Raw genomic sequence first — 24,518 nt, forward strand, 5'->3', positions numbered from 1 at the left:
GTGGACCGAACGACACTCGACGCGGTGGTCGCCGTCTTCGTCGCCGGAATTGTCGTCCTCGGCGTCGCTGCCGCCTGGCAGACCTATCGTCAGTCGCAGATTCACGGCGAGATGATGGGCCATACCGCGGTTCACGGCCCGCACCCATTCGTCTACCTGTTCGGATCGATCCTCGTCGCGGGCGTCGTCGCCGGCGCGTACTGGATCGTCCGCGAGCAGGTGGGCGCGGAGTCGGAGCGGCGGCCTCCGGCTCGAGCGGACGAACCGGAGCCGGAACCGGAGTCCGACTCCGGATCGCGAGCCGAAGCCGGGTCGGCAACACCGTCCCGAATCGAATCGGCGGCCGAGTCCTCCCGGGCGACCCCTCGAGTACTGGACGTGCTACCGGAAGACGAGCGGCGCATCCTGGAACCCGTCGTCGACTCGCCTGGACTGACCCAGATCGAACTCCGGGACCGGGCCGACTTTTCCAAGAGCAAGGTCAGCCAGACCGTCACCGATCTCGAGAAACGGGGACTGCTCTACCGCGAACCGCAAGGACGGACGTATCGCGTTTACCCGAGCGACGACCTCGAGGAGCGCTGAGCGACCGGCTGTGAACCGAAGTGGCCCCGACCGAGCCGCTAAACCGTCGCAATGACGCTGTACGAACGGTTTCGTCTCTCAAGAACGATTAGAGCGCTCTAGAAACGTTCTCGAACGATCTCTTCGATGAGTTCACACCCGATTCGCTAACCGGTGGGCCGTCCTCGTCTCACACGAGGTGACGACCGATGCCAACACTGACGCTTCGACTGATGATCGGCCTGCTCGCTGTGATCGCACTGCTCGGCGGCGCGGCGATCGTGAGCGCCGACGACGGGGCCGCGGACACCGCCGCGATCGAGTGGATGCACGACCGGATGGGAGACCACGATGCGCATCACGACGGTCACGCTGATCACGATCACGACGCGCACCACGACGGTGCGAATCACGCCGACCACCACGCTGACCACGAGCCGGGCGACCACCACGCCGGTGCCGGCGGTTGCTAACCCATCCGGCTCGTATTCGTATCGACGCAGTGAGACGCACCAGGAGCGTTCTACTACTGTCGTCCGGCGAGCGAGTAATTAGCTCTTACCTGCGGGTGTAGTCGATCCTGACGGGCCAATACAGGCTTGGCCTGACGGAGACGGGCTTATAGAATCGCAGTCATCCTCCAAGTCGGTTTAGTTTCAAAAGATAGCTGCTCAGATATTCGCGGTTGCAAAGGCACAATCCGCTTGAACGTGTAGCCCATACGATCAAACATCATGACTACCAGGCGAGCGCACCTCGAGATCACCGGCATGTCCTGTTCGACGTGCTCGGGGGCCGTCGAGGACGCGGTGTCCGATCTCGAGGGCGTCGCGTCGGCGAGCGCGAACTACGCGACCGACGAGGGAACCGTCGAGTACGACCCCGAAGAGACCTCGCTGGCCGAGATCTACGACGCGATCGCGGACGCGGGCTACGAGGCAGCCTCGGAGACGGAGACCATCACCGTCCTGGGGATGTCGTGTTCGACCTGTTCGGGGGCCGTCGAGGACGCGGTCACGGACCTGCCGGGCGTGATCCGAGCGGACGTGAACTTCGCCTCGGACGAGGCCCGAATCGAGTACAACCCGAACGACGTCTCGCTGGCCGAGATCCACGACGCCGTCGAGGAGGCCGGCTACGAGCCCGTCCGCGACGAGGTCGAGGAGACCCAGGGCGCGAGCCAGCGCGAGCGCGCCGTCGAGAAGGAACTGCGTCGTCAGCGCCGGCTGGTGATCGGCGGCGGCCTGCTGACGCTGCCGTTCGTGCCGATCATGCTGGCGATGTTCGGGCTCGTCGACCTGCCCCACCACGTGTTCGGCGTCGGGATGGGGTGGGTCGAGTTCGTCTTCGCGACGCTCCTGATGGCGACGCTCGGCAAGGAGTTCATCGTCGGCGCCTACCGGGCGTTCTCGCACAACCGCCGGGCGAACATGGACACGCTCGTGGCCGTCGGTACCTCCGCAGGATACGTCTACAGTACGGCCGTCCTCGCCGACGTCGTCACCGGCGGCTTCTACTTCGAGGCCGTTGCCTTCATCCTCTGGTTCATCACCCTCGGCAACTGGCTCGAGGTGCGCTCGAAGGCCCGTGCGGGCAGCGCGCTGCGCGAACTGCTCGAGATGGAGGCCGACGAGGCGACCATTATTGAAGACGGCGAGGAGAAGCAGGTGCCCCTCGAGGACGTCGAAGTCGGCGACGTGATGAAGGTTCGACCGGGCGAGCGAATTCCGACCGACGGCGTCGTCGTCGACGGCCAGAGCGCGGTCGACGAGTCCATGTTGACGGGGGAGTCCGTCCCCGTCGAGAAGGGCGAGGGCGACGAGGTCGTCGGCTCGACGATCAACGAGAACGGCGTCCTGCTGGTCGAAGCCACGAAGGTCGGCTCCGAGACGGCGATCCAGCAGATCGTCGACCGGGTCAAGGAGGCCCAGTCGCGCCAGCCCGAGATCCAGCGGCTGGTCGACAAAGTCAGCGCCTACTTCGTCCCCGCGGTGATCGTCAACGCCGTCTTCTGGGCCCTCGTCTGGGCCGCGTTCCCGGACGCACTGTACGGCGTCTCGTCCGCGTTGAGCGCCTGGATCCCGCTGCTCGAGCCGGTCGGCGGCGGCCCCGTCGCCGGCGGCGTCCCGATCCTCGAGTTCTCGGTGATCGTGCTCGCCTCCGCGCTCCTGATCGCCTGTCCCTGCGCACTCGGGCTGGCGACGCCGGCCGCGACGATGGTCGGTTCGACGCTCTCGGCGACCAACGGCGTCCTCTTCAAGGGCGGCGACGTGCTCGAGCAGGTCCGCGGTATCGACACGATCGTCTTCGACAAGACGGGGACGCTGACCCACGGCGAGATGGTGCTGACCGACGTCGAACTCGTCGGCGAGCGGGCGGCACCCGACGGCGGCGAAGACGCTGCACCCGACGGCGGGATGCTGACGGAACAGGAGGAGCCGCTCGAGTCGTTCGTCCTCGGCGCGGCCGCAACGGCCGAATCCGGCTCCGAGCACCCGATCGCGCGGGCGATCGTCGAGGGCGCCGAGGACCGCAGCGTCGACCTGGGCGAGGTCTCGGAGTTCGAGAACGTCCCCGGCCACGGCATCCGCGCGGAAACCGACCGGGGAAGCGTCCTGATCGGCCGGCGCAAACTCCTCGAGGAGGAGGGGATCGACACCCAGCCCGCCGAGGAGACGCTGACGCGTCTCGAGCGCGAGGGGAAGACGGCGATGCCGGTTGCCGTTGATGGTGACCTGCTCGGCGTCCTCGCGGTCGCGGACGAGGTCCGCGAGAGCGCGACGGAAACCGTCGCGGCGCTTCGCGAGCGCGGCACGACCGTCGTGATGCTCACCGGCGACAACGAGCGCACGGCGAAGGCGGTCGCCGAACAGGTCGGCATCGATCCCGAGAACGTCCGAGCGGAGGTGTTGCCCGAGGACAAGGCGGATCACGTCGAGGCCCTACAGGAGGACGGCTCGAGAGTGATGATGGTCGGCGACGGCGTCAACGACGCGCCGGCGCTCACGACCGCCCAGGTCGGCGTCGCCATCGGCTCGGGCACCGACGTCGCCATCGAGAGCGCCGACGTGACGCTGATGCGCGACGACCCGGCGGACGTGCTGAAGGCCGTCCGGATTTCGGAGGCGACGATCTCGAAGGTTCGCCAGAACCTGTTCTGGGCGTTCATCTACAACACGACGCTGATCCCGATCGCCTCGCTCGGTCTGCTGAACCCCGCGCTGGCGGGGCTGGCGATGGCCACCTCGAGCGTGAGCGTCATGACGAACAGCCTCGCGTTCGCGAAGTACGACCCCCACGAGGACTACCGGCTGGCCGTGACGAAGCCGTTCGCGTGGCTCCGCCGGTAGGTGCCAGCAGTCGGGAGCGCGATTTCGATCCGCAGATTCGCCTGCGACCCAACTGCCAGCCACGGGTGGAACTTATTTTCCTGGCTCTCAAACCGGTCGTATGAGCGTTATCGCGGAGTTTACCGTCGCATCCGAGGATTTCGCACTCCACAACTCGTTGACCGCTGCTCCGCATATGATCGTCGAGATCGAGCGCGTCGTTGCGACGCTCGAAAACAAGGTCATGCCCTATTTTTGGGTCAGTGGCGGCAATCAGTCGGAGTTCGGAGACGCGTTCGCCAACGACGAATCCGTCCAGAACATCACCCTCATCGATAGTATCGATAGCGCCAGACTCTACCGGGCAGAGTGGACCGAAAACATCGAGACCATCATCTACGCCTACGTCGAAATCGGCGCGACGATTTTACAGGCGATCGGGAGAGACGAAGGCTGGGAACTGCGGATGCGGTTCGACGATCACGAGAAACTATCCGATTTTCAGAAATATTGTGACGAGAGAGATATTTCGTTCGATCTCAACCGACTTCGCGAACAGGAACAGCCGATGGCAAGCGCTCAGTACGATCTCACGCCGAAGCAACGCGAAACGCTGGTCACTGCACTCGAGATGGGATACTACGACGTTCCACAGAAGGCGACGATGAGTGAACTGGCGGACGAGATCGGAGTGAGCCAACAAGCACTCTCGAAGCGGTTTCACGACGGTCACAGGAACCTCATCACGAGCACCCTGACCGTCAGTCATCCGGACGACGAGTAACTCGAACGGAGGGTGCTACCGAATCGATTTAAATCGTTGGTGAATACAACCCCCCGGCCCATTAGTTTCGAGATAGTACGACGTGTAATGGCTGGCCTTCAGCAGGCTCAACGGGACGTCAGTACGATATTTGGGGCGTTCGCCCACCATCGCCGACGGTACGCCCTCCGCGGTCTCCGGATGCACGAGAACCCGATGTCAGTCGCCGATTTGGCTGATGAGGTCGCTATCCGGGAGAACGAATCGCCCGTTACCGAAATTCCTGCCGAAGAAGTAAAACGCGTCTCTCTGTCGCTCTACCACACGCACATCCCGAAGTTAGCGGCTGCAAATCTCGTTCAGTACGATCGGGAGAGGGATTCAGTCGCACTGACGGAGCGCGTCGAAGAGATCGAACAGTATCGAGCACTGCTCACGGTCGAGTAAGATGTCTCAGAACGATAATTGGCTGAAAGCCGCTGCGAAATGTTGCGAGTGCGGCGCAGTCTATTCAGCGTGGATACTACCCGACGATTCGGTTCAACTCATCGGACGAAAAGACGGCTGTCGATGCGGTGCATCGGCGTTTCGAGAGATCTCGAGCGCAACGCACGACGATCCCTCCGTTTCAGAGACAGACGGAGCGTGATCGCGCGCCCGTCTCCGTAGCAGAACGGGAATCGATACTCGGCGTCAGTTCCGAACGATGGTCTCCTTCTCGTTACCCGCCGTCGGTAGCCGAGCGTCGAACTACCGCCTCATTCGGCGAGTCCCGGGAACAGCGTTTCCGCGATAACGATCGTCAGGTAGGCCTCGACGAACGCCGCTAACACGAGCAGCAGCCAGCCGAAGACGACCAGCAGGGCCGTCCGGTAGAGGTACGCTTTCGTGAACAGGGACTCACGCGAGCCCGCGATTCGCTGGATCGCTCGGTGGAGGAACCGGAAACCGACTCCCGAGGCGATGAACAGCGCCGGAAGCTCGAAGATGCCGTGGGGGACGAGCAGGGCGACGATCGGGCCGAACCCGACCTCGAGTCCGACCACGGTCGCGATGTTGCCGACGAGCACGCCGTTGAACACCATGATGAGCACCGTCGCCAGCCCCAGCGTGAGCGCGCCGAGGATCGCGACCAGGAACGGCGGCGTGTTCTGAACGATGAAGAACGTCGCCGAGAGTTCGATCTCCCCGCCGCCCTCGACGAACTCCTCGTCGTCGAACTCTTCCATCAACAGTTCGAAGAACACCTCCGTCAGGTCGACACCCGCAGTGACGAGCGCACCGCCGATGAGAACGCCGCCGGCGAACAGCGCCGTCGCGAACCAGACGTAGAGACGGTGTTCGGCCCATCCCTCCGCGAGTCCGGCCGCGATACCGAGGCCGCCGGTCAGCGCCAGAGCGCCGAGCGCGCCGAAACCGACCGCGAGCGCGACGGCGCCGGCCGCGGCGAGCACCGTGTCGTGGGCTGTCGCTGTAGTCCCGGCGGTCGCGAGCGAAACGAGCGCGAGCGCGAACGCGAGCGTCGCCCAGCCGCGACCCGCCGTTTCTCCCGGCTCTCGACCTCCGGGTGGGCTCGAGTCCGGCTCCGACGGCGGAGTCGAGGGTGCGGTTCGTCCCTCGGCGTCGCTCGATTCACGCGACTCGGCCGACGGTCGCTCCGCGGGTTCGTGGCGACCGGAGTCGGTCGTCTCGGTCTCGCCGTCGGGTCGTCGATCGCTCATGCGTCTACGTTGGACGAAATCCCGGATAAATCCGCCGACAGAGCCGACCCACCGGCTTTCGCGTCGCGGTCACTCGAGCAGTCGGCGACACTGTCGCCACAGCTGTCGGCGGCCGCGAGCGTCGCGAACGATCCGCCCGTAGTTCGCTCCCGACTGGGCGATCCACAGGAGTTTGTAGATCGGGAGTCGGCGATCGATTCCGGGGTCGACTCGAGCGTGACGCGTGTATCCGGTCCGGAACGCGTTCCGGAGGTGATCGCGCTCCCCGCGATCGAAATGAGCCGCGTGGAGGTCGACGAACCGGGCTTCGGCGCGTGCGAGCGCGTACTCCGCGTGCGTGACGTGGGCGTTCCCCCAGTCCAGAACGCCCGTAATCTCCCCCGTCGCCGCGGTCAACAGGTTCGAGGGCTGGTAGTCGCCGTGCGTGAGCACGGGTCGACAGTCGGGGTCACCAGCCAGCGGGACCGGGAGCCGCTCTATCGCCGGCTGGAGATCGATCGCGTGCCAGCCGTTCGGCTCGCACAGCCGAAGGGTGGCGCCGTCGCGGGCGAGCCCGCCCACGTGATCGAACGCGAGCGAGGGCGTCGCGTGAAGCCGACCGAGCAACTCCCCCGCCTCCCGGACGAGACGGCGGCGAACGGTCGGTTCGAGCCCGCGGTACCGGAGTCCCGGATTCTCCCCCGGCAGGAACTCGTACAGCGCCCACCGGTCGAGGCCGCCGGCCGAGTCTCTTTCGAGCGAGCGGCCCTCGAGCGAACCCGACGCGAGCACGGCCGGAACAGGGAGGTCGGTTTCGCTCCCGACGAGTTCGAGCACCAGCGGTTCGATCACGTCTCCGGTCCAGACGTTCCGTCCCCCGCGCTTGCAGACCGCCTGCGTCGGTTCGTCGGCGAGGTCGAGCAGTACGGTGTCGGCGACCGACCCCGCCGCAGGGCGACGGCTCGAGCGGAGTTCCGTCTCGAGTGCGGCCTCGACGATGCGCTCGAGTACGTCGCCGGTCATCGCGGTGAGCGTACGGTCGGGGAGCCCGTAGCCCTTTGGCTACGGGCGAAACCGGGGCCGCGGGAGCGAGAACGAAAACTGGTTTACCCACCGGACTGTGGCAACGACTATGATCATTAGCGGATCCGCGTCGCAGTCGCTCGCTGCGACGCTCGCACGCGAACTCGAGGAACCGCTCGCGGCCGTCGAGTACGACCGCTTTCCCGACGGCGAACTGCTCGCGGCCGTTCCGGAGGTCGCCGAGGCCGAGGCCAACGTCGACCGGGCCGTCGTCGTCGCCTCGACTGTCTCGAGCGACGCACACCTCGAGGTACTCCAGCTACAGGACGCCGCTCGAGAGGCGGGCGCGAACGAGGTCGTCACCGTTCTGCCGTACATGGGCTACGGCCGCCAGGATAAGGCCTTCGAGCCGGGGCACCCGATCTCGGCACGGGCGGTCGCACGGGCCATCTCGACCGGTGCGGACCGCGTGCTCACCGTCAACCCCCACGAGGAGGCCATCTGCGACTTTTTCGACCCCTCGGCGACCGCCGTCGACGCCGCCGATCGACTCGCCGAACCCCTCCCGGATGGGCTCGAGGACCCCGTCTTCCTCTCGCCCGACGAAGGGGCGATCGAACTCGCCGAGACGGTCCGCGACGCCTACGGGACGGGCGAGACCGACTACTTCGAGAAGACGCGCCACTCCGGGACGGAGGTCGAGATCTCGCCGAGCGACGTCGCCGTCGCCGACCGGGACGTCGTCGTCACCGACGACATCATCGCGACGGGGTCCACGATGAGCGAGGCCGTCGAAGTCCTCCAGGAACGCGACGTCGGACGCGTCTTCGTCACCTGCGTCCACCCGCTGCTCGCGCGCGACGCCGTGACGAAGCTCTCGAAGGCCGGCGTCGAGACGATCTACGGGACGGACACCATCGAACGCCAGCACAGCGCCGTCTCGGTCGCGTCGACGATCGCCGAGAAGCTATAACGTTCTCGACCGGTATTGTCAGATGCACGGAATCGTCCACAACACCCTGAAGTCGTACGTCGGCGCGAAGACCGACGACGAGACGTGGAACGCGATCGTCGAACGAGCGGGCGTCGAATCGACGCTGTACCTGCCGGTCAGCCACTACGACGACGTAGAGATCGACAGTATCCTCGAGGAACTCGCGTCGATGGCCGTCCAGGACCGGCCCGCGATCGAACGCGACTTCGGACGAACGCTCGCGCCGGAACTGTACTCGACGTTCGACGCCCACCTCGATGGCGAGGCGGGACTGCTAGAGCTACTCACCTCGATCGAATCGATCACCGCGAACGTCGAGCGAACGACCGAGGAGACGACGCTTCCGGACGTGACCTGCACGCGAGAACGCGACCGAGTGGTCGTCGTCCGCTACGACTCCCACCGCGACTACTGCGACCTGGCCCACGGCGTGCTCGAGGGACTCGTCGCCGAGTTCGACGCCGAAGCGACGGTGACGGAACGAGCGTGCACCCGAAACGGAGCCGACGACTGTGCGTTTCGGGTCGAACTCGAGTAGCGGGATCGACACGGGACGACCTCCTCATTCGCGTCGCGCCAGCAGAAGAGCCACGAGCGCGAGCGCCGCGAGTGCTGCCCCAGCGCCGAACCCAGGAATCTCTTCGAGTCGCGTCAGCACACCGCCGCCGACCGTGACCGTCGCCGACTGGTCGTCGACGGCGACCTCGTAGCGGCCGTCGTCCGCGAAGGTCAGCGTCGCCTCGACGGTCGTTCGCTCGCCGGGGGCGACTGACACCGGGCGCTCGACGGTCCCGTCGCTGGTCCGGAACTCGAGGACGGCCGCACCGGGCCGGGAGTCGGCGGCCGTCACCGTCGCGGTCGCCGTCACCGAATCACCCGGATCGACCCGGTCGGGTTCGACCGAGAGATCGGTCACCGCCACGCTCGAGGACGACCGGACGAGCACCGTGAACCGATCCTCGCCGACGCGAACGTCGTACTCGCCCGGTTCGGGCGGCGTCCAGGTGAGCGACGTCGTCGTTCTCTCGCCGCTCGCGAGGGAGATCGGATCGGAGTCGACGATCCTGCCGTCGACCGTCAGCGTGGCGTCGGCGGTGCCGTCCCGGTCGTCGGCGTTTTCGAGCGCGACCGGAACCGTGAGGGGTTCGTCGACGGGAACCGTGACGGTCGAGCCGTCGGTTCCGACCTGCCCGTCCCAGGACTCGCCGGCGACCTCGAGGCCGTCGTCGCCCACCCCGGACGTGACGGCGGGACCCTCCGGATCGAACGCGGCCGCGTGGTCCGATCGGTCCCAGGTCGAGGGCGTCTGGGCGGTTCGCGTGTATCGTTCGGCGGCCGACCGTACGTCCGACCCGCCCGCGTCCTCGACGGCCTCGAGGAACGCCCGCTCGGTGACGCGGTCGTCCCGCGCGTTCAGCGCCCTGAAGACGTCCTCGAGCGTGCGGTCGCCGTCGGTTTCCAGCCGAAGCTGTCGGTCGAGTTCGCCGTAGACGAGCGGCCCCTTCACGTAGTCGGTCCGCTCGTCGCTCCAGGTTCCGGGATCGGCGAGTACCCCGTCGGTGTACGGCGATCGCTCGCCGCGCTCGAGGAAGGTTCGGAACTCAGGGAACTCGATCAGTCCCTGCTCGAGGGCGAGCGTGGCCGCGTAGTACTCGGCCTGGGCCTCGACGAGCCAGCCGGTCTCGCTCGCGGTTCCGACGTCCGGATTGGCGTACGGCTGTCGCGTGTGGACGAACTCGTGGAGCCAGACGCTCGGGGCGCCCTCGAGAGCCGCGTCGGCGACGACCCAGGCGTCGGCCTGTCCGTACTGGAGGCCGCGGGCGGCCCAGTCGACGTCGTCGGGTACCGCGACAATGAAGACCTCGTCGTGGCTGGCACCGACGTCGAGGCTCGCGCTCGCGGCGGCGAGACGCTCGAGGATATCCGCCGGATCCTCCCGGAGGTCGGCGGCCGCGGGGACGACCAATCGAATCGTCTCGCCGTCGACCGTCCGTTCGTACTCCTCGACTTCGCCGAAGAAGGCGACGTCGCCGCCGGTCGCGCCGGGACCGTCGACGGTGACCGTCTCCTCGTGACCGACGGGATCGGTCCGCTGGAGGGAGATCCCGATCGTCGGCACCTGGACGACGCCCCACTCGCCCGTGTCGACGAACGTGTAGCCGCTCGCAGTCGAGTCGATCGACCGCTCCGCGTCGGCCGTGACGACCGACCCCTCGTGGTGGCCCTCGTAGCCCGTCCGATCGGTCGGCATCGTAAACCGGATCGTCGGTTCGTCGTCGCCGGTCCAGCGGTACGTTCCGTCGTCGGTCGACTCGAAGCCATCCGTTTCGACGACGGACGCCTCCGGCTCGAGGTCGATCTCGAACTCGGTCACCGAGTCGGGAACGCGAAACGTCATCTCGGTTTCGAACGCGTCGTCCCGTTCCGGGAGGTGGCGAAGAACGATCGTTCGATGGAGGACGTCGGCCGCCGGCGAGGGCGAATCGGCGACGTTAGCATCGGCGACAGCCGGCGTGCCGTCGGGAACGCCGGAGGCGTGCTCGGTGACCGGCCGCTCGGTCGCACCCCCCGTCTCGAGGCCCGCGACCCCTGCAGGCAACGAGCCGATCAGGAGGAGGACGATGAGGACGACCCGGTAGTTCACGAACAGATACTGGAAGCTGACCGTCAAGAAGTTCGCGATCAGTAGCCGTCGTGAGTGTCATCTATGTACAACGATCAGGACAAACTATATGTGTTGTAATATGTAATCATTCTTTGTATGCGACAGGTCGTATCACGAAAGAAGACGACACGCACGGCAACCGCTCCCACAGGGCAGCGGGCACGAACGAACGCGCGGACGGGAGGACGGAGATGAGTTCGGGCGGGAACGGATTTCCGCGGCGAACGGTTCTCGGCGGCCTCGGTGGCCTCGCCGGCCTGGGGCTACTCTCGGCCGCTGGAACGCAGCCCGCACTCGGCAGCGCGGCGGCGCTCGCTCGCGACGGATACACGCCGACCGTCGAGCGCTCGCGCCACCCGGGCCACCCACGGGTCGTCTCGGTCGGCGAGAAGCTGACCAACCCCGTTTTCATCGGCGAGGTCGACGGGCACACCCAGGGCGTTTACGGTGACCGCGACAACCTTGCACCCGGCGCGAGTCCGTCGCTCGAGTCCGACAACTACGACGCGGCCGACTTCGAGTGGTCGATCGCCGAGCGACCCGCCGACAGCGACGCCGAGTTGACGTTCGCCTCCCCGAGCGAGGAGAACGAGGAGGACCGCTACGACGAGGGCCGAGACAACGTCGCCGAGTTCGAGGCCGACGTTTCCGGAACCTACGTCCTCGAACTCGAGGACGACGCCGGCGAGGTCCACGAACTCACGATCCACGCCTTCCCCGAGGGCGACGGCCCGAAACCGCAGGTCGAACTCGAGGGCGACTACGACGCCGACGACGAGCAGTTCGTCCTCGAGTCGAATCCCGAGCCAGCGCCCGACTCGAGCGCAACCGAGGGCGACCTCGAGGTCGTCTTCCTCGCCGACGACCGCGACGCGCTGTCGACCGACGAGATCGACGTCGACGGGACGGCGGCGACGATCGACGCGACGGCACTCGAGGGCGAGTCTGCCCGCGTCCACGCGGCCGCGTGGGACGGCGACGCCTACAGCGTCCTCGATACGGTCGAACTCCGTCCCGACGGCTCGGTCGACCTGCCGAACCGGCCGCCCGAGTGGGCCAACGACGCCGTCATCTACCAGATCTTCACCCGGTCGTGGGCCGGCGAACGGTTCGCGACGGACTTCGACGCTCTCATCCGCGGCGACGAGGACCTCGGCGCGGCGGGGCTGGACTACCTCGCCGACCTGGGTATCGACGCGATCTGGCTGACGCCGGTCGTTCCCTCGGTGAGTTCGAAGATGCAGAACGAGGGCTTCATCGTCGGCGGCGGCCCCCACGGCTACGATACGATCGACTACTTCAACGTCGCGCCGGATCTCGCACCCGACGGCAAAGAGCCGCTCGAGGCCTACCGGGAGTTCGTCGCGGCCTGTCACGAACGGGACATCAAGGTCGTCTTCGACACCGTCATCAACCACGCCGGCCGGTTCAACGGCCTGTTCCAGGACACGATCGCCGAGAAAGAGGGCGATCTCGAGGACACCTGGTGGGACTTCCCCCGGGTCGCGGAGTGGGACGAGGAGTCGCCCCACTTCGACTGGTTCGACCGCGTCGAGGAAGACCGGATCGCCGAAAACCATGGCTACTTCGACGATGGAACGGTTCTCGAGCCCTCGCCGCGCCCGACCGGCTTCTGGGATCTGATGGTGATGCCCAACTGGAACTACGAGAACCTTGCCGTCCGGGAGTACATGCTCGCGTTCGCGGAGTTCTGGACGGGCGAGGTCGGCGTCGACGGCCTCCGCTGTGACATCGCGTGGGGCGTCCCCCACAGCTTCTGGAAGGAGGTTCGCGAGGTCGTTCACGAACACAACAGCGAGGTGTTGCTGTTCGACGAGTCGATCCCGAACGACTCCGCGTTCGCCGAGAACGAGTTCGACATGCACTACGACAAGGAAGCGTTCACCGACACGGCCCTCGCCATCGGCCAGGGGTACGGCGACGCGAGCGGCTTCCTCGACGCTGTCGAGGGACGGGCCAACGACGGCTTTCCGGACAAGGCGCTGTTCTACAACTGCATCGAGAACCACGACGAGGAACGAGTCTTGGACGCCGCACTGGACGCCTACGACGACGAGGCGTACGCCTCGAAGCTCCAGCGCGCCTGCTGGGCGGCGACCGTTACGCTGCCCGGCGTGCCGGCGATCTACTACGGCCAGGAGCGCGAGATCAGTAAGTACGGGACACAGCGCCACCGCGGCGAGGACGACCCCCGCGACGACGGCGACGTCCAACCGGACGACATGCGCCGGGCGTTCATGAACTGGGGCGACGAGTTCGACGACGCGCACCTCGAGTTCTACGAGGACCTGATCGCGTTCTACCACGAACACGAGGTACTCCAGAACGAGGCCGCCCTCCGCAAGGACTGGTACGACGCCGGCGGCGAGCACGTGCTGGTCTTCGGTCGTGATGCGAGCGACCTGGAGGGCGTCGACGGTCCCGAGAGGGTGCTGGTCGTCATCAACTACGAGGACGAACCGGTCGCGGTCGACCTCCGCGAGAGCGTCGATAGCCACGACCTGTTCACGGGCGAAGAGATCGACGTCGATCAGGACGACGAAACCGTAACCGTCGAGGTCGACACCGTCGCCGTCCTCGAGACCGAGGAGTTCGACCCCGTCGCCGAACCGATCGCCCGCTGGTTCGACGAAACCGGGGACGACCACGGCCCGGGCTGGTACGAGTACCCGACCGCCGACGACTTCGCCGACGGCGCGTTCGACCTCCACAGTTTCGAGGTCCGCGACACCGGCGACAGCTACGAGTTCGCCCTCGAGGTCGGCGAACTCGAGAACGTCTGGAACCTTTCAGGCGGCTTCTCCGTGCAGTTCCCGCAGATCTACATCCACGACCCCGGCGCACCCGACGAGCAGGGGAGGACCGAACCGAACCGCGACGGCGTCGGTGTCACCTTCGAGCAGCCCTACCACCACGAGATCATGGGCACCGGCGAGTGGGGCGGCTGGATCGACCCCGCCGACGGCGGCGAGGGAACGGCGATCGACGTCTCCGCCGACCCGGGCGAGAACGAGATCGTCTTCGACGTCCCCGCCACGGCGTTCGAGGCGGCGTTCGAGGACCTCGAGTTCGCGCCGCTGCTGCTCGGCTTCGACGGCGAGGGGTCGGGTGGCGTCCGGCCCGTCACGAGCGACGGCGGCGAGTGGACGTTCGAGGATACCGAGTTCGACGAGGAAGCCGACGGCACCCGTCACAACGTCATCGACGCGGTCACGTCCGGCGAGGAGGACAACGCGGAGGCCCTGGTCTACGACGAAGACGAACGCGCGACCGTCCCGTTCGTCGACGTCGCGGAAGGCGAACGGGGGATCGTCGCGCCCGGTGAGCGCGCCGTCCGCGTCGAGATCGGAAGCGGAACCGACCACGGACCGGGAACGTACGAGTACCCACTGGTCGACGAGATTCCCGACGGGGCGTTCGACGCCGAGGCCGTCGACCTCTACGAGAGCGACGACTCCTACACGTTCGTCTATCGGATGGCCGAGGAGCTGACGAACCCGTGGGACGGCGACGGCGGCTTCTCGCTCCAGCACCTGCAGGTGTACGTCCGCGATCCCGACGGCGGTACGGGATCGACCGAGGCCAGACCTGGCGTCAACGCGACCTTCGAGGACGGCTACCACTACTGGCTGGCCGGGACGATGGACTGGGCGACCCTGGAAGCCGCGGACGGAACGGACCTCGGCGATCTTCACGTCGAGACGCTCGGCGATCGCGCGATCGCCATGCGGTTCTCGAAATCGGCGATCGAGGGCGACCTCACAGAGATGAAGTTCGCACCGCTCGTGCTCGGCTTCGACGGCTGGGGAGAGGGCGGCGTCCGCGGCGTCGTGGAAGGCGAACCGGCCGAGTGGCAGTTCGGCGGCGCCGAGAACGAGAACGCACCCGCCGTGATCGATATGGCGACGCCGACGGGCGTCTCTCGCGAGGAAGCGCTCGCGTACTCCGCCGAGGAGCGAGCCGAAATCCCGTTCCGCCCGGTCGTCGCGACCGTCCGCGAGGCCATCGTCGGCCGCGACGACCCGCCCTCGCCGGACCACCTCGAGGAAGCGCGCGAGTACAGAGACAGCGGCGACCCCGTCCCCGGCACCGGCGGCGCGACCGTCGACCAGGAGGCGTACCGCGAGATCGCTCGCGACGTCCGCGGCCACGGAGGTCGCGACGGCGCTGACGACGACTGAGGCAGGACGCGCCTCCGAACCGCCGGCCGTCTTTCCAAACCGCCGGCCGTCTCTCCGGACTACCGGCGTCTCTTGCGTATGAGCGGCCAATCCTTTCGGGCTCGGTAACTGTACGTTGGTCACGTCTTCATGAAACTCGACGACGTGGACCGCGGCATTCTTCACCTCCTGCAGGAGGATGCCCGAAACAAGACCGCCGCCGAGATGGCGGAACAGGTCGGCGTCTCGGCCAGTACCGTTCGCAACCGGATCGAGGCGCTCGAGGACGAGGGCGTAATCTGCGGCTACCATCCGGAGATCGACTACGAACAGGCGGAGTACCAGCTTCACATGGTGATTATCTGCCACGCACCCGTCAGCGAGCGAGCGGAACTCGTCGACACCGTGATGGAACTCGAGGGCGTCGTTACCGTCCGCGAAATGCTTACTGGCGACGCGAATATTCACGTCGAAGCCATCGGAACGAACTCCAGCACCGTCGACCAGATCACCAGCAGCATTACCGATCTGGGACTCGAGATCGAATCCGTGAATCTCGTGAAAGAGATGCACGTTCAGCCGTTCAATCATTTCGGAGAGAGCGAAGTTACTGACTGAGTAGTCGATCGACTGTTGCGAAAACCGGATCGGTTCTGGTCGGATGCTGTTGAAACTGCACTCCAGAGAGTTGCGGGGGACAGCAATGTATAATCTCAAATGGTGCGTAGTACGCAGTACGACTGCGGATTCCACAACTGCGTTATCACACGCCTATGATACGGAGACACAAGCGTACGAAAGAAGCTGTACAACGTGGTACCTGTTCGATGATCTACACGGCGCGAACGGGGAACGAGGACACCGTTCGGCTCGTCGAAACGGACGGGTGTCAGTGTAGAAAAAACGGGTTCCGACTGCCGTCCTGATCAGATGGACCGAGAAGAGACGCCCAGAGAGCAGTTCGACGAGGTGTTCAGGGCGCTCGCGGACCGGCAGCGTCGGATCGCCCTCGCCTGCCTGCTGGAATCCGAGCGCGCGCTCACGATAACCGAGCTAGCGAACGAGATTATCGTTCGCGAAGACGAGACACGAGAGACGGCTCCTCCAGCGGGCGAGCTCGGACGCGTGCGAATCGAACTCTATCACAAACAGCTCCCGCTTCTGGCCGAATCGGATCTCGTCCGCTACAGTGCCGATCGAGACCGCGTCGAGCCCACGGATCGAGTCGACGAGATCGACTCGTTTCTACCGGTTGAGTAGTCCCAACAGCACGCGTCTCGAGTCGATGGGCCACCGAGCCGCGACGGGACTAGTCCGACGCTTCCGCGGCCGCCACCGGCTCGATCGCGATCGTCATCGAGACGTCCTCGACGTCCCACTCCTTGCGGTGACCGTCCTCGACGGCGCGGAATTCGTCGGCACGGACCTCCTCGCGGATCAGGCCCTCGTGTTCCTCGACGAGGTCGGCCACGCGGTCGTCGGCGATTTCGAGTTCGAGCGTGATCCGCTCCTCGACGTCGAGGTCGAGTTCCTTGCGCATCTCCTGGACGCGCCGGATGACCTCGCGGGCGTAGCCCTCGCTCTCGATGTCGTCGGTTAGCGAGGCGTCGACGTAGACGACGCCTCGGTCGTCACCGTTCAGGCCGAACGCGGTTCCTGCGATGCCCTCGGGCGTTTCGGTGACGAACGAGACCATCTCCTCGGTGACGGCTTCGTCGTCCTCGAGGACGTCCGCGACGGCCGCCTCGAGGCTCTCGAGGTTCGGCTCCTCGATCCGAGCCTCGTTGAGCGCGTTCATGACCTGACCGGCACGATCCCCGAAGGCCGGGCCGAGTTCGCTCATGTCCGCCTGGGCGCTGTACTCGAGTTCGCCCCAGCGTTCGTCAGGTGCGACGAGTTCGATACTGCGGGCGTTGAGCCGATCCTCGAGCAAATCGGTGTGGCGCTCGACCGCTTCGACGACGCGCTCGTCGTCTGCCGCGACGACGACCCGCTGGACCGGCCAGCGGAGCTTGCGGCCGGCCTGCTGGCGGGCGTTCGCGCCGGCCTCCTCGATGGCGCGCAGGAAGGCGACGTCGTCCTCGAGCTGGTCGTCGACCCAGTACTCCTCGACGGCGGGCCAATCGCACATGTGAACCGTGTCGTGCTCGGCGTCGCCGGTGAGGGTGCCGTAGATCTCCTCGCTGACGAACGGCGCGTAGGGAGCGAGCAGGGCGACGCTCTCTCGAAGGACGCGGTAGATCGTCGCGTAGGCCGCCTGCTTGGATGCGCTGTCCTCCTCGTCCCACATCCGCTCCCGGACCGCCTGGACGTAGAACCGGGAGACGTCCTCGACGACGAAGTCGACGAGCGCCTCGAGCGCGCGGTCCTGGCGGAACGCCTCGAACTGTTCGGTCATTTCGGACTTCGTCGACTGGAGGCGGGCGAGGATCCACTCGTCGACGAGTTCGAGGTCGTCGTCCACCTCCTCGAGCGTCGTCTGCTGCGGATCGAAGTCGTCTAATCGCATGTACGGCAGCGGGAACCGGAAGACGTTCCACAGCGTCCGGAGGTGGTTCTCCATCGTTCCCATCTCGTCCCAGGAGAAGCGCATGTCGTCACCCTGCGGGTTCGCCGACAGGAGGAACATGCGCATCGCGTCCGACCCGTGGCGTTCGATGGCCGTGTCGGGTTCGACGACGTTGCCGACGGATTTGGACATCTTGCGGCCGTCCTCGTCCAGCGCGTGGCCGTGCATCAACACCTGTTCGTAGGGGATCTCGCCGAGTGCGGCGGTGCCCATCCCGAGCTGGGACCAGAACCAGCCGCGAGTCTGGTCGTGGGCCTCGAGGATGAGGTCGGCGGGCCAGAGTTCGTCGAACTGACTGTCGTCCGAGGGGAAGTCGAGCGTCCCCCACGACGCCACGGAGGAGTCGAGCCAGACGTCGAACACGTCCGGAACGCGGGTGTAGGTGGTATCCCCCTCGGTGATCGTGAGGTCGTCCACCGTGTCCTTGTGGAGGTCGACAGCCTCGGGGTCGATGTCCTGGTCGACCCGTTCGGCGAGTTCCTCGCGTTCGCTGACGACGATCATGTCCTCGTCGTCGTCGCGATCCTCGGGCGTCCAGACGGGCAGTGGGATCCCCCAGTAGCGCTGCCGGGAGACGTTCCAGTCGGGCGCCTCCTGGACGAAGTCGCGGAACCGGTTGTCGCGGGCCCACTGCGGGTGCCACTCGCTATCCTCGATGTTGTCGAGGAGTTCCTCTTTGACGTCCGTGATCGTGATGAACCACTGGTCGGTGACGATCTGGATGATGCCCGTATCACAGCGCCAGCAGTGGCCGTAGTTGTGGTGGACCGTCCCCGAGGAGAGCATGGCGCCGTTATCCTCGAGGTCGGCGGTGATCTCCTCGTCGGCTTCCTTGACGAACTGATCCTCGTACTTGCCGGCCTCGTCGGTGTAGACGCCGTCGCCGGCGACGGGACAGAAGATCGGCAGGCCGAGTTCGCGGCCGCGCCGGAAGTCCTCCTCACCGTGACCGGGCGCGGAGTGGACGAGTCCGGTGCGGTCGGCCTCGACGTACTCAGCGTCGTAGATCTGGAGGGCGTCGTCGACGTCGACGTGGTCGGGAACCTCTTCGGCCAGCGGGTGCTCGTACTCCCAACCGATCATCTCCTCGCCGGTGAGCTCTTCGACGATCTCGTAGTCGTCGTATCGGCCCTCTTTCAGAACGCCTTCGACGCACTCCTCGGCGACGTACAGCACTTCTTCCTCGCCGTCGCGCTCCGCACGAACTCCCTGGTAAGTGAGGTCCGGATCGACGGCGACGAACGTGTTCGCCGGGATGGTCCACGGCGTGGTCGTCCAGATAACGACCGAGCCCTCGCGCTCTTCGAGGTCGAACTTGACGTAAATGGAGGGATCCTCGACGTCCTCGTACTCGACCTCGTTGTTCGCGATCGCGGTCTCACAGCGCGGACACTGCGAGATCGAGCGGTGGCCCTTCTCGACGAGGCCGCGCTCGGCAGCCTTCGAGAAGCCCCACCAGGCCGCTTCCATGTACTCGGGGCTCACGGTACGATAGGGGTTATCCCAGTCCATCCAGACGCCGAACGACTTGAAGTCGTCCTGGAGGCCCTCGAGTTGCTCGTCGGCGTAGTCCTTGCACTCCTGGATGAAGTTCTCCTCGCCGAACTCCTCGATATCCTTCTTGTTCTCGAAGCCGAGTCGCTCCTCGACTTTCGTCTCGATCGGGAGCCCGTGCATGTCGTAGCCCGGCCGGTCGGTCACGTCGTACCCCTGCATCCGCAGGAACCGGATGTAGACGTCTTTCAGGGACTTGTTCCAGGTCGTCCCCATGTGTGCCGACCCGGACGTGTACGGTGGGCCGTCGACGAAAAAGAAAGACTCACCGTCGGACCGATGCTCGACCGTCTGTTCGTAGGCGTCGACCTCGTCCCAGTACTCGAACACCCGCTGCTCGAGCGCGTGGGGGTCGTACTGGTCGTCGACCTCGCCGAACCTGCTCATACCTGACGTAATTGCCTGGGACGGTAAAGAGGAATCGATATTGCAGGTTCCGCCGGCAACGAGGCCGAGAGCGGATTCGCGACGCTCGTCGCTCGGGCCGTCGAGACGACGCTAACCCATCGGTAGCCTTATTGATCAGAGATATAACCTGTTGGAATATAATGCTCGAGGCGCGCGACGCCGTACACGTGCTGTTCGATCGAGCGGTTCTGAAACTCGTTTTCGTAACTCTGCTCGGCTGGTGGATGATCGAGACGGGAGACGTACCGACGACGGTCGTCGCCTCACCGGGAATCCTGCACGCACTCTCCGAAGGGATAGGTACGCTCGCGACGCTCACCGGGTACGTACTCTACTACGGTGGCGTACTCTCCCTGCTGGTCAAAATCGTCTACGAAGCGGTGGCGCTGGCCGACTCGAGCTAGCTCGAGCGAACGGACGCGAACACCTTCTGGTAGCCGATGCCGTAGACGCCCGCGTAGAGCATGACGCCGCCGAGGACGGCGAGCCACAGCGCGACGGCCGCTTCGCCCGAGCCGAGATGCTGGACGCTCGCGTACTCGGCAGCGAGCCCACCCGCCGTGAGGACGGCGGCGACGATGGTATAGAGCAGTAACGAGAGCGATTCTGCGAGGAGTTCGGAAGCCATTGTCGTCCGTAAACCACCCGGGAAAGGTAAACTTATCCCCCGAGTGCGGACCTGTCGAATTACCGATCCGACCGGTCTATACGCCTCGAGCCCCGAACGAAGCTGTGCCCGCGTCGAACGACGACACCGATACTGACACCGCCACAGAGCCGCCGTTTCCGGACTCGAGGAACGTCCTCGAAGCCGGCTGCCGGCGCTGTCCCGCCCTGGCCGAGAACCGCAACTGCATCTCGTGGGGAACCGGACCGCTCGACGCCGACGTCCTCGTCGTCGGCGAAGCTCCCGGCTACGGCAACCCGGACGCCGATCCCTGGCGGGGCGGTAACTGGACCGGCCAGGCGTACACCTCGCGCCACTCGGGCCGGCGGATCCGCCGCATAGTCGAGCGGGTCGGCTACGGCGACGACGCCTACTACACGAACGCGGTGAAGTGTTTTCCCGCGAGCGAGGAGGATCCGACGAGCAACCGCGAACCCACCGACGAGGAGCGAGCGAACTGCCGCAGCCATCTGGTGACCGAAGTCGAGACGCTCGAGCCGAACGTCGTCCTCGCGACGGGCAAGCACGCGACCGCATCCGTGCTGGCCGCCGAGCAGCGAGACCTCGAGGGGTTTCTCGACACCGTCCTCGAGCCCGTCCGCTGTGAGCGCCTCGACACCTGGCTCGTGCCGATCCTTCACCCGTCGTATCAGGACGTCTGGATCGGCCGGCTCGGGTTCGAGCCCGAGGAGTACGTCGCGGAGATTCGCGCAACGCTCGACGACCTGTGTTCGCCGGACGGCCGCGGAACCTAAGCCGATCGCGCTCGAGACGAAGGTATGGCGGTTCGCCACCGACTGACGAGCGTCGAGGCGGTTCACGAAGAGGGATCGTGGCTGTTTACGGTTCGCGACCGACACGGCGCGAACGAGGAGGTGATCCTCGTTCCCTGCACCGAAGACGAAGGAGAGCCCGTCGAGGCGTGGATCAACCGGTGTACCCACGAGGACCAGCGCCTCCACCGCGAGGGCGTTGGGGCCGTGATCCGAGACGGACAGCTCGTCTGTCCGAAACACGGCTCGATGTTCGAAACCTGCTCGGGCTACTGTGACAACGGCGAGGCGGCGGACACGACGCTGGTCTCCGTCGACATCGATGTCGAGGACGGCTCGGTGTATCTAACCGACGACGACGTCACCTTCCTCTCGGCGGGATCGAGCGGTGACGACGAAGACGACGATACACCGGGTTCGACCTCCCACATCCAGTTCTAGCGACCGCCGCCGCTGACGGAGTCCCCGGCAGTAGACGGAGTCCTCGACAGTCGACGGAGTCGTCGGCCGGAAACCGAGTCAGCCGCGCTCCGCGAGCGCGGCGCAGGGGTCGATCACTGGGATCGGTCCACCGATTCCTCGAGCGCGGGAAGCGTAAACGAGAACGTCGCCCCCTCGCCGGGTTCGGAGTCGACCCAGATCTCGCCGCCGTGGCGTTCGATAATCCGCTGACTGAGCGCGAGGCCGATCCCCGTCCCCTCGTACTCCTCGCGGCTGTGGAGTCGGTCGAAGACGGTAAACACCCGTTCCTGGTCCTCCGGGTCGATGCCGATCCCGTCGTCTCGAATCGAGATCACCCACTCCTGGCCCCGACGCTTCGCATCCACGTTGACGTGTGCCGGTTCCTCTCCAGAGTAGGTGATCGCATTGTCCAGCAGGTTCTGGAACACCTGACGAACCTGGCTCGTGTCACCCTCCACGCGAGGGAGTTCGCCGACGGTCACTTCCGCGTCGGCCTCCTGGATACAGAGCTGAAGATCCTCGAGGACGTCGTCGAGGACCGCATCGAGGTCCATCGGTTCGAACGGATTGCCCCTCGTCTCGACCCGGGAGTACTCGAGCAGGCCGTCGATCATCTTTCGCATCCGGTCGGCGCCGTCGACGGCGAACTCCAGAAACTCCTCGCCATCCTCGTCGAGTGCGTCGCCGTACCGGCTCTCGAGCAGTTGCAGGTAGCTCGTGACCATCCGCAGGGGCTCCTGGAGGTCGTGGCTGGCGGCGTAGGCGAACTGCTCTAAGCGCTCGTTCGACTCCTCGAGGGCTCGCTCGCGCTGTTTCTGCTCGAGTTCGTACTCGATCCACTGCGACATCAGGTGGTGGAACGTCCGTTCGGCGTCGGAAAACGGCTGTTCGCGGCGCTCCGACGAGACGAAAAAGAACGTCCGGTCGGCTCCGTTGTCGAGCTCGATCCGCGTTCCGAGGTAGGTTTCGATGCCGAACTCCTCGTAGGCGAGACAGTCGTCCATACCGGATCGCTCGGGATCGGTAACGGTGGCCGTCCGCTCGCTGCCGAGGGTCAGCCGACAGTAGGTGTCCGAAAGCTGCATCCGATCGCCGGCCTCGAAGTGCTCGTTCTCGTCGCTCACCGCTTCGACCTCGAACGTGTCGCTCGCCAGGTCGATCCGGGCCAGGCCGCCGAGTTCGAGATCGAACCGCTCGCGACCCAGTTCGAGCATCTCTCGGAGCTTTTCCTCGAACGTGCTGTCCGGGTCCGACGCGATCTCGTACAGCGTGCGCTTGTGGGACTCGCGCTGGTTCTGCTCGAGTTTGTACTTTACCCACTGTCCCATCAGCCGGTTGAACGTCTGTTCCTCGTCGGTGAACCCCCCGTCTCGAGCCTCCGAGGAGACGAAGAAGAACGTCCGGTCGTCGCTGCCGTCGATTTCGATGTAGGTGCCGAGATACGCTTGGAGTCCGAACTCCTCGTAGACGACGGTGCCGTCGTAGCCGTCTCGCTCCGGATCCGAGACGCACTCGCCCGTCTCGATCCCGGCAGCGCCCATGCAGTACGTTTCCGACAGCGGCAGTTCGACGCCGGGTTCGAAGTGTTCGTGGTCGTCGCTGACGTACTCGATTTCGAACCAGTCCCGTTCGGGATCGACGCGAGCCATCGCACCGAGTTCGAGATCGAACCGCTCACAGCCCAGTTCGAACATCTCCTGGAGCTTCTGCTCGAAGGAGGTGTCCGGATCGGCCGTGATCTCGTTCTGGTGCTGGAGGTGCTGGTGGCGCCGTTGCAGTTCGACTCGCGCCTCCGTCCGGTCGAGCAGCGTTCCCATCATCCGATCGATCTCCCGCTCGGGTTTGTCCGGACCGAAGAACTCCTCCGGCGGCGTGTAGTAGAAGTTCTGACAGACCGTGTTGTCGTAGATCAGGTGCGGGTGGGTCTTGATGATGTCCCGAAGGATATCCGCAGAGAACCGTTCGCGGTTGTACTGACAGATCGCGATGCCGTTCGTATCGGGAAGGAGCCTGTTGAGTTTCCCCTCGTACTCGACGAGTTCCTCGATCGGCGGATCGTCGCCGAACACCCACGTCATCTCGCCCGCGATTCGAAGGCCCTCGTACTCCTCGGTGGCCTCCTCGATGGCCTCCTCGAGGAAGGCGATCATGTCGTCGGGATCGAACGACCCGTCCCGGAGATACGAGTCCTGTGCGGTGTGCATCGTGAGCGCGCCCGACTCGAGCGCTCCCTCGACGTCGACACCCGCGTCCCGGAGCGCCGAGCAGATCTCCTCGGTGTCGTTCTCGTCCGCGATGTAGACACATCGCTCACCGCGCTCGAGGCCGTGTTTGATGTACGGAATCACCGTCGCAAACTGTTCCGCCTGCGACTCGTAGATGAGGGCGAGATGATCGTACGAGTCGTGTTGGGCTACCGGTTCGACGGGTCCAGTGAACTCGGGCGTCTCCTGGAGCGCCTCGAGTCCGGCCTCGAGTCCGAGAAGGTCGTCGGTGCGTTGTATTTGCTGGCTCATAGTGTGTATCGAGCGGTTGTCGGTCGTCCGGCAGCGCCTCTCGAGAGTCGGACAGTGGCCGTCCGCACCGCTGCAGCGGGTCTCCGTTCGAAATTGTAGGGGACGTCTATCACCACTGACCGTAGGGAACGTCTGCAGTTCAGTATCAGAAAAAGCAGGTTTAAAGGGATAAGTACGCGGGTTATATACCGGTAGACTCGACCGAAAAGAACAGTCACGCTGCGATACGCACCTGGTATGGAACTTCGACACTGACCGGCGTTCGAGTCCGGTATAGTAGCCACTGAAAATCAGTGCACACCCGATCGCACAGCCATCGTGCGATCGGTGTGGAAACCATTTCAGTTGTT

General features: G+C 65.4%; 19 protein-coding genes. 13 read left to right on the forward strand and 6 right to left on the reverse strand.

The genetic code is table 11. From position 1 onward, the window contains the following. From CV102_RS04675 to CV102_RS04695, 5 genes are all read left to right on the forward strand, one after another. Positions 1 to 585 (forward strand): helix-turn-helix transcriptional regulator, encoded by a 585-nt coding sequence (locus tag CV102_RS04675; protein WP_187432858.1) that lies wholly within the window; start codon positions 1 to 3, stop codon positions 583 to 585. Positions 586 to 773: 188 nt separating this feature from the next. Next, a complete protein-coding gene (locus tag CV102_RS04680) occupies positions 774 to 1,037 on the forward strand; it encodes a hypothetical protein (RefSeq protein WP_148856737.1) in 264 nt (87 codons plus the stop codon). Positions 1,038 to 1,298: 261 nt separating this feature from the next. Further along, the gene (locus CV102_RS04685) at positions 1,299 to 3,914 is read left to right on the forward strand and encodes a heavy metal translocating P-type ATPase (protein WP_148856738.1); all 2,616 of its coding nucleotides are present in this window, start codon (positions 1,299 to 1,301) and stop codon (positions 3,912 to 3,914) included. A gap of 100 nt (positions 3,915 to 4,014) precedes the next feature. Beyond that, positions 4,015 to 4,677, forward strand: a complete 663-nt coding sequence (locus tag CV102_RS04690) for a helix-turn-helix domain-containing protein (RefSeq protein WP_148856739.1) — start codon at positions 4,015 to 4,017, stop codon at positions 4,675 to 4,677. 87 nt (positions 4,678 to 4,764) lie between these two features. Next, positions 4,765 to 5,103, forward strand: coding sequence for a DUF7344 domain-containing protein (locus CV102_RS04695; RefSeq protein WP_148856740.1), 339 nt, complete (start codon positions 4,765 to 4,767; stop codon positions 5,101 to 5,103). Between the two features lie 311 nt (positions 5,104 to 5,414). Here the strand turns inward: CV102_RS04695 and CV102_RS04705 are convergent, their stop codons facing one another. Both CV102_RS04705 and CV102_RS04710 read right to left on the reverse strand, forming a co-directional pair. Then, positions 5,415 to 6,377, reverse strand: a complete 963-nt coding sequence (locus tag CV102_RS04705; protein WP_148856742.1) for a stage II sporulation protein M — start codon at positions 6,375 to 6,377, stop codon at positions 5,415 to 5,417. Positions 6,378 to 6,446: 69 nt separating this feature from the next. Beyond that, a complete protein-coding gene (locus tag CV102_RS04710) occupies positions 6,447 to 7,379 on the reverse strand; it encodes a phosphotransferase family protein (RefSeq protein ID WP_148856743.1) in 933 nt (310 codons plus the stop codon). Positions 7,380 to 7,488: 109 nt separating this feature from the next. On the opposite strand from CV102_RS04710, the gene CV102_RS04715 reads away from it, so the two are divergent. Together CV102_RS04715 and CV102_RS04720 are read left to right on the forward strand one after the other, a co-directional pair. Beyond that, positions 7,489 to 8,352, forward strand: coding sequence for a ribose-phosphate diphosphokinase (locus tag CV102_RS04715; RefSeq protein WP_148856744.1), 864 nt, complete (start codon positions 7,489 to 7,491; stop codon positions 8,350 to 8,352). Positions 8,353 to 8,374: 22 nt separating this feature from the next. Further along, positions 8,375 to 8,911, forward strand: a complete 537-nt coding sequence (locus tag CV102_RS04720) for a heme NO-binding domain-containing protein (RefSeq protein WP_148856745.1) — start codon at positions 8,375 to 8,377, stop codon at positions 8,909 to 8,911. A 24-nt stretch (positions 8,912 to 8,935) separates the two neighbouring features. Here CV102_RS04720 and CV102_RS04725 read toward each other — a convergent pair whose 3' ends face one another. Further along, entirely contained in the window at positions 8,936 to 11,017 is a 2,082-nt protein-coding gene (locus CV102_RS04725) for a CARDB domain-containing protein (RefSeq protein WP_187432859.1), read from the reverse strand. Positions 11,018 to 11,229: 212 nt separating this feature from the next. Here CV102_RS04725 and CV102_RS04730 point away from each other — a divergent pair, with 212 nt between their 5' ends. The 3 genes from CV102_RS04730 to CV102_RS04740 all read left to right on the forward strand — a co-directional run bounded on the left by CV102_RS04730 (position 11,230) and on the right by CV102_RS04740 (position 16,479). After that, positions 11,230 to 15,240 carry a glucodextranase DOMON-like domain-containing protein gene (locus tag CV102_RS04730; RefSeq protein ID WP_148856746.1) on the forward strand — a complete coding sequence of 1,337 codons (4,011 nt, stop codon included), beginning with the start codon at positions 11,230 to 11,232 and terminating at the stop codon, positions 15,238 to 15,240. A 129-nt stretch (positions 15,241 to 15,369) separates the two neighbouring features. Next, a complete protein-coding gene (locus CV102_RS04735) occupies positions 15,370 to 15,837 on the forward strand; it encodes an Lrp/AsnC family transcriptional regulator (protein WP_148856747.1) in 468 nt (155 codons plus the stop codon). A 312-nt stretch (positions 15,838 to 16,149) separates the two neighbouring features. Then, the gene (locus tag CV102_RS04740; RefSeq protein WP_148856748.1) at positions 16,150 to 16,479 is read left to right on the forward strand and encodes a DUF7344 domain-containing protein; all 330 of its coding nucleotides are present in this window, start codon (positions 16,150 to 16,152) and stop codon (positions 16,477 to 16,479) included. A 49-nt stretch (positions 16,480 to 16,528) separates the two neighbouring features. Here the strand turns inward: CV102_RS04740 and ileS are convergent, their stop codons facing one another. Further along, complete coding sequence (ileS, locus tag CV102_RS04745; RefSeq protein WP_148856749.1) at positions 16,529 to 19,729, reverse strand: isoleucine--tRNA ligase; 3,201 nt, start codon at positions 19,727 to 19,729, stop codon at positions 16,529 to 16,531. 161 nt (positions 19,730 to 19,890) lie between these two features. Here ileS and CV102_RS04750 point away from each other — a divergent pair, with 161 nt between their 5' ends. Beyond that, positions 19,891 to 20,154 carry a hypothetical protein gene (locus CV102_RS04750; RefSeq protein ID WP_148856750.1) on the forward strand — a complete coding sequence of 88 codons (264 nt, stop codon included), beginning with the start codon at positions 19,891 to 19,893 and terminating at the stop codon, positions 20,152 to 20,154. On the opposite strand, the gene CV102_RS04755 is transcribed toward CV102_RS04750, so the two are convergent. Further along, positions 20,151 to 20,378 (reverse strand): hypothetical protein, encoded by a 228-nt coding sequence (locus tag CV102_RS04755; RefSeq protein ID WP_148856751.1) that lies wholly within the window; start codon positions 20,376 to 20,378, stop codon positions 20,151 to 20,153. The two genes, CV102_RS04750 and CV102_RS04755, sit on opposite strands and share 4 nt — an antisense overlap. 104 nt (positions 20,379 to 20,482) lie before the next feature. Between CV102_RS04755 and CV102_RS04760 the strand changes: the two genes are divergently transcribed. Both CV102_RS04760 and CV102_RS04765 read left to right on the forward strand, forming a co-directional pair. Then, positions 20,483 to 21,172, forward strand: coding sequence for a uracil-DNA glycosylase (locus tag CV102_RS04760; protein ID WP_148856752.1), 690 nt, complete (start codon positions 20,483 to 20,485; stop codon positions 21,170 to 21,172). Positions 21,173 to 21,196: 24 nt separating this feature from the next. Continuing rightward, positions 21,197 to 21,631 carry a Rieske (2Fe-2S) protein gene (locus tag CV102_RS04765; RefSeq protein WP_148856753.1) on the forward strand — a complete coding sequence of 145 codons (435 nt, stop codon included), beginning with the start codon at positions 21,197 to 21,199 and terminating at the stop codon, positions 21,629 to 21,631. Positions 21,632 to 21,744: 113 nt separating this feature from the next. Here the strand turns inward: CV102_RS04765 and CV102_RS04770 are convergent, their stop codons facing one another. After that, positions 21,745 to 24,168, reverse strand: a complete 2,424-nt coding sequence (locus CV102_RS04770) for an MEDS domain-containing protein (RefSeq protein ID WP_148856754.1) — start codon at positions 24,166 to 24,168, stop codon at positions 21,745 to 21,747. Positions 24,169 to 24,518: the final 350 nt, after the last annotated feature.

Origin of the sequence: Natronococcus pandeyae (assembly GCF_008122205.1) — an archaeon.
GTDB lineage: Archaea > Halobacteriota > Halobacteria > Halobacteriales > Natrialbaceae > Natronococcus > Natronococcus pandeyae.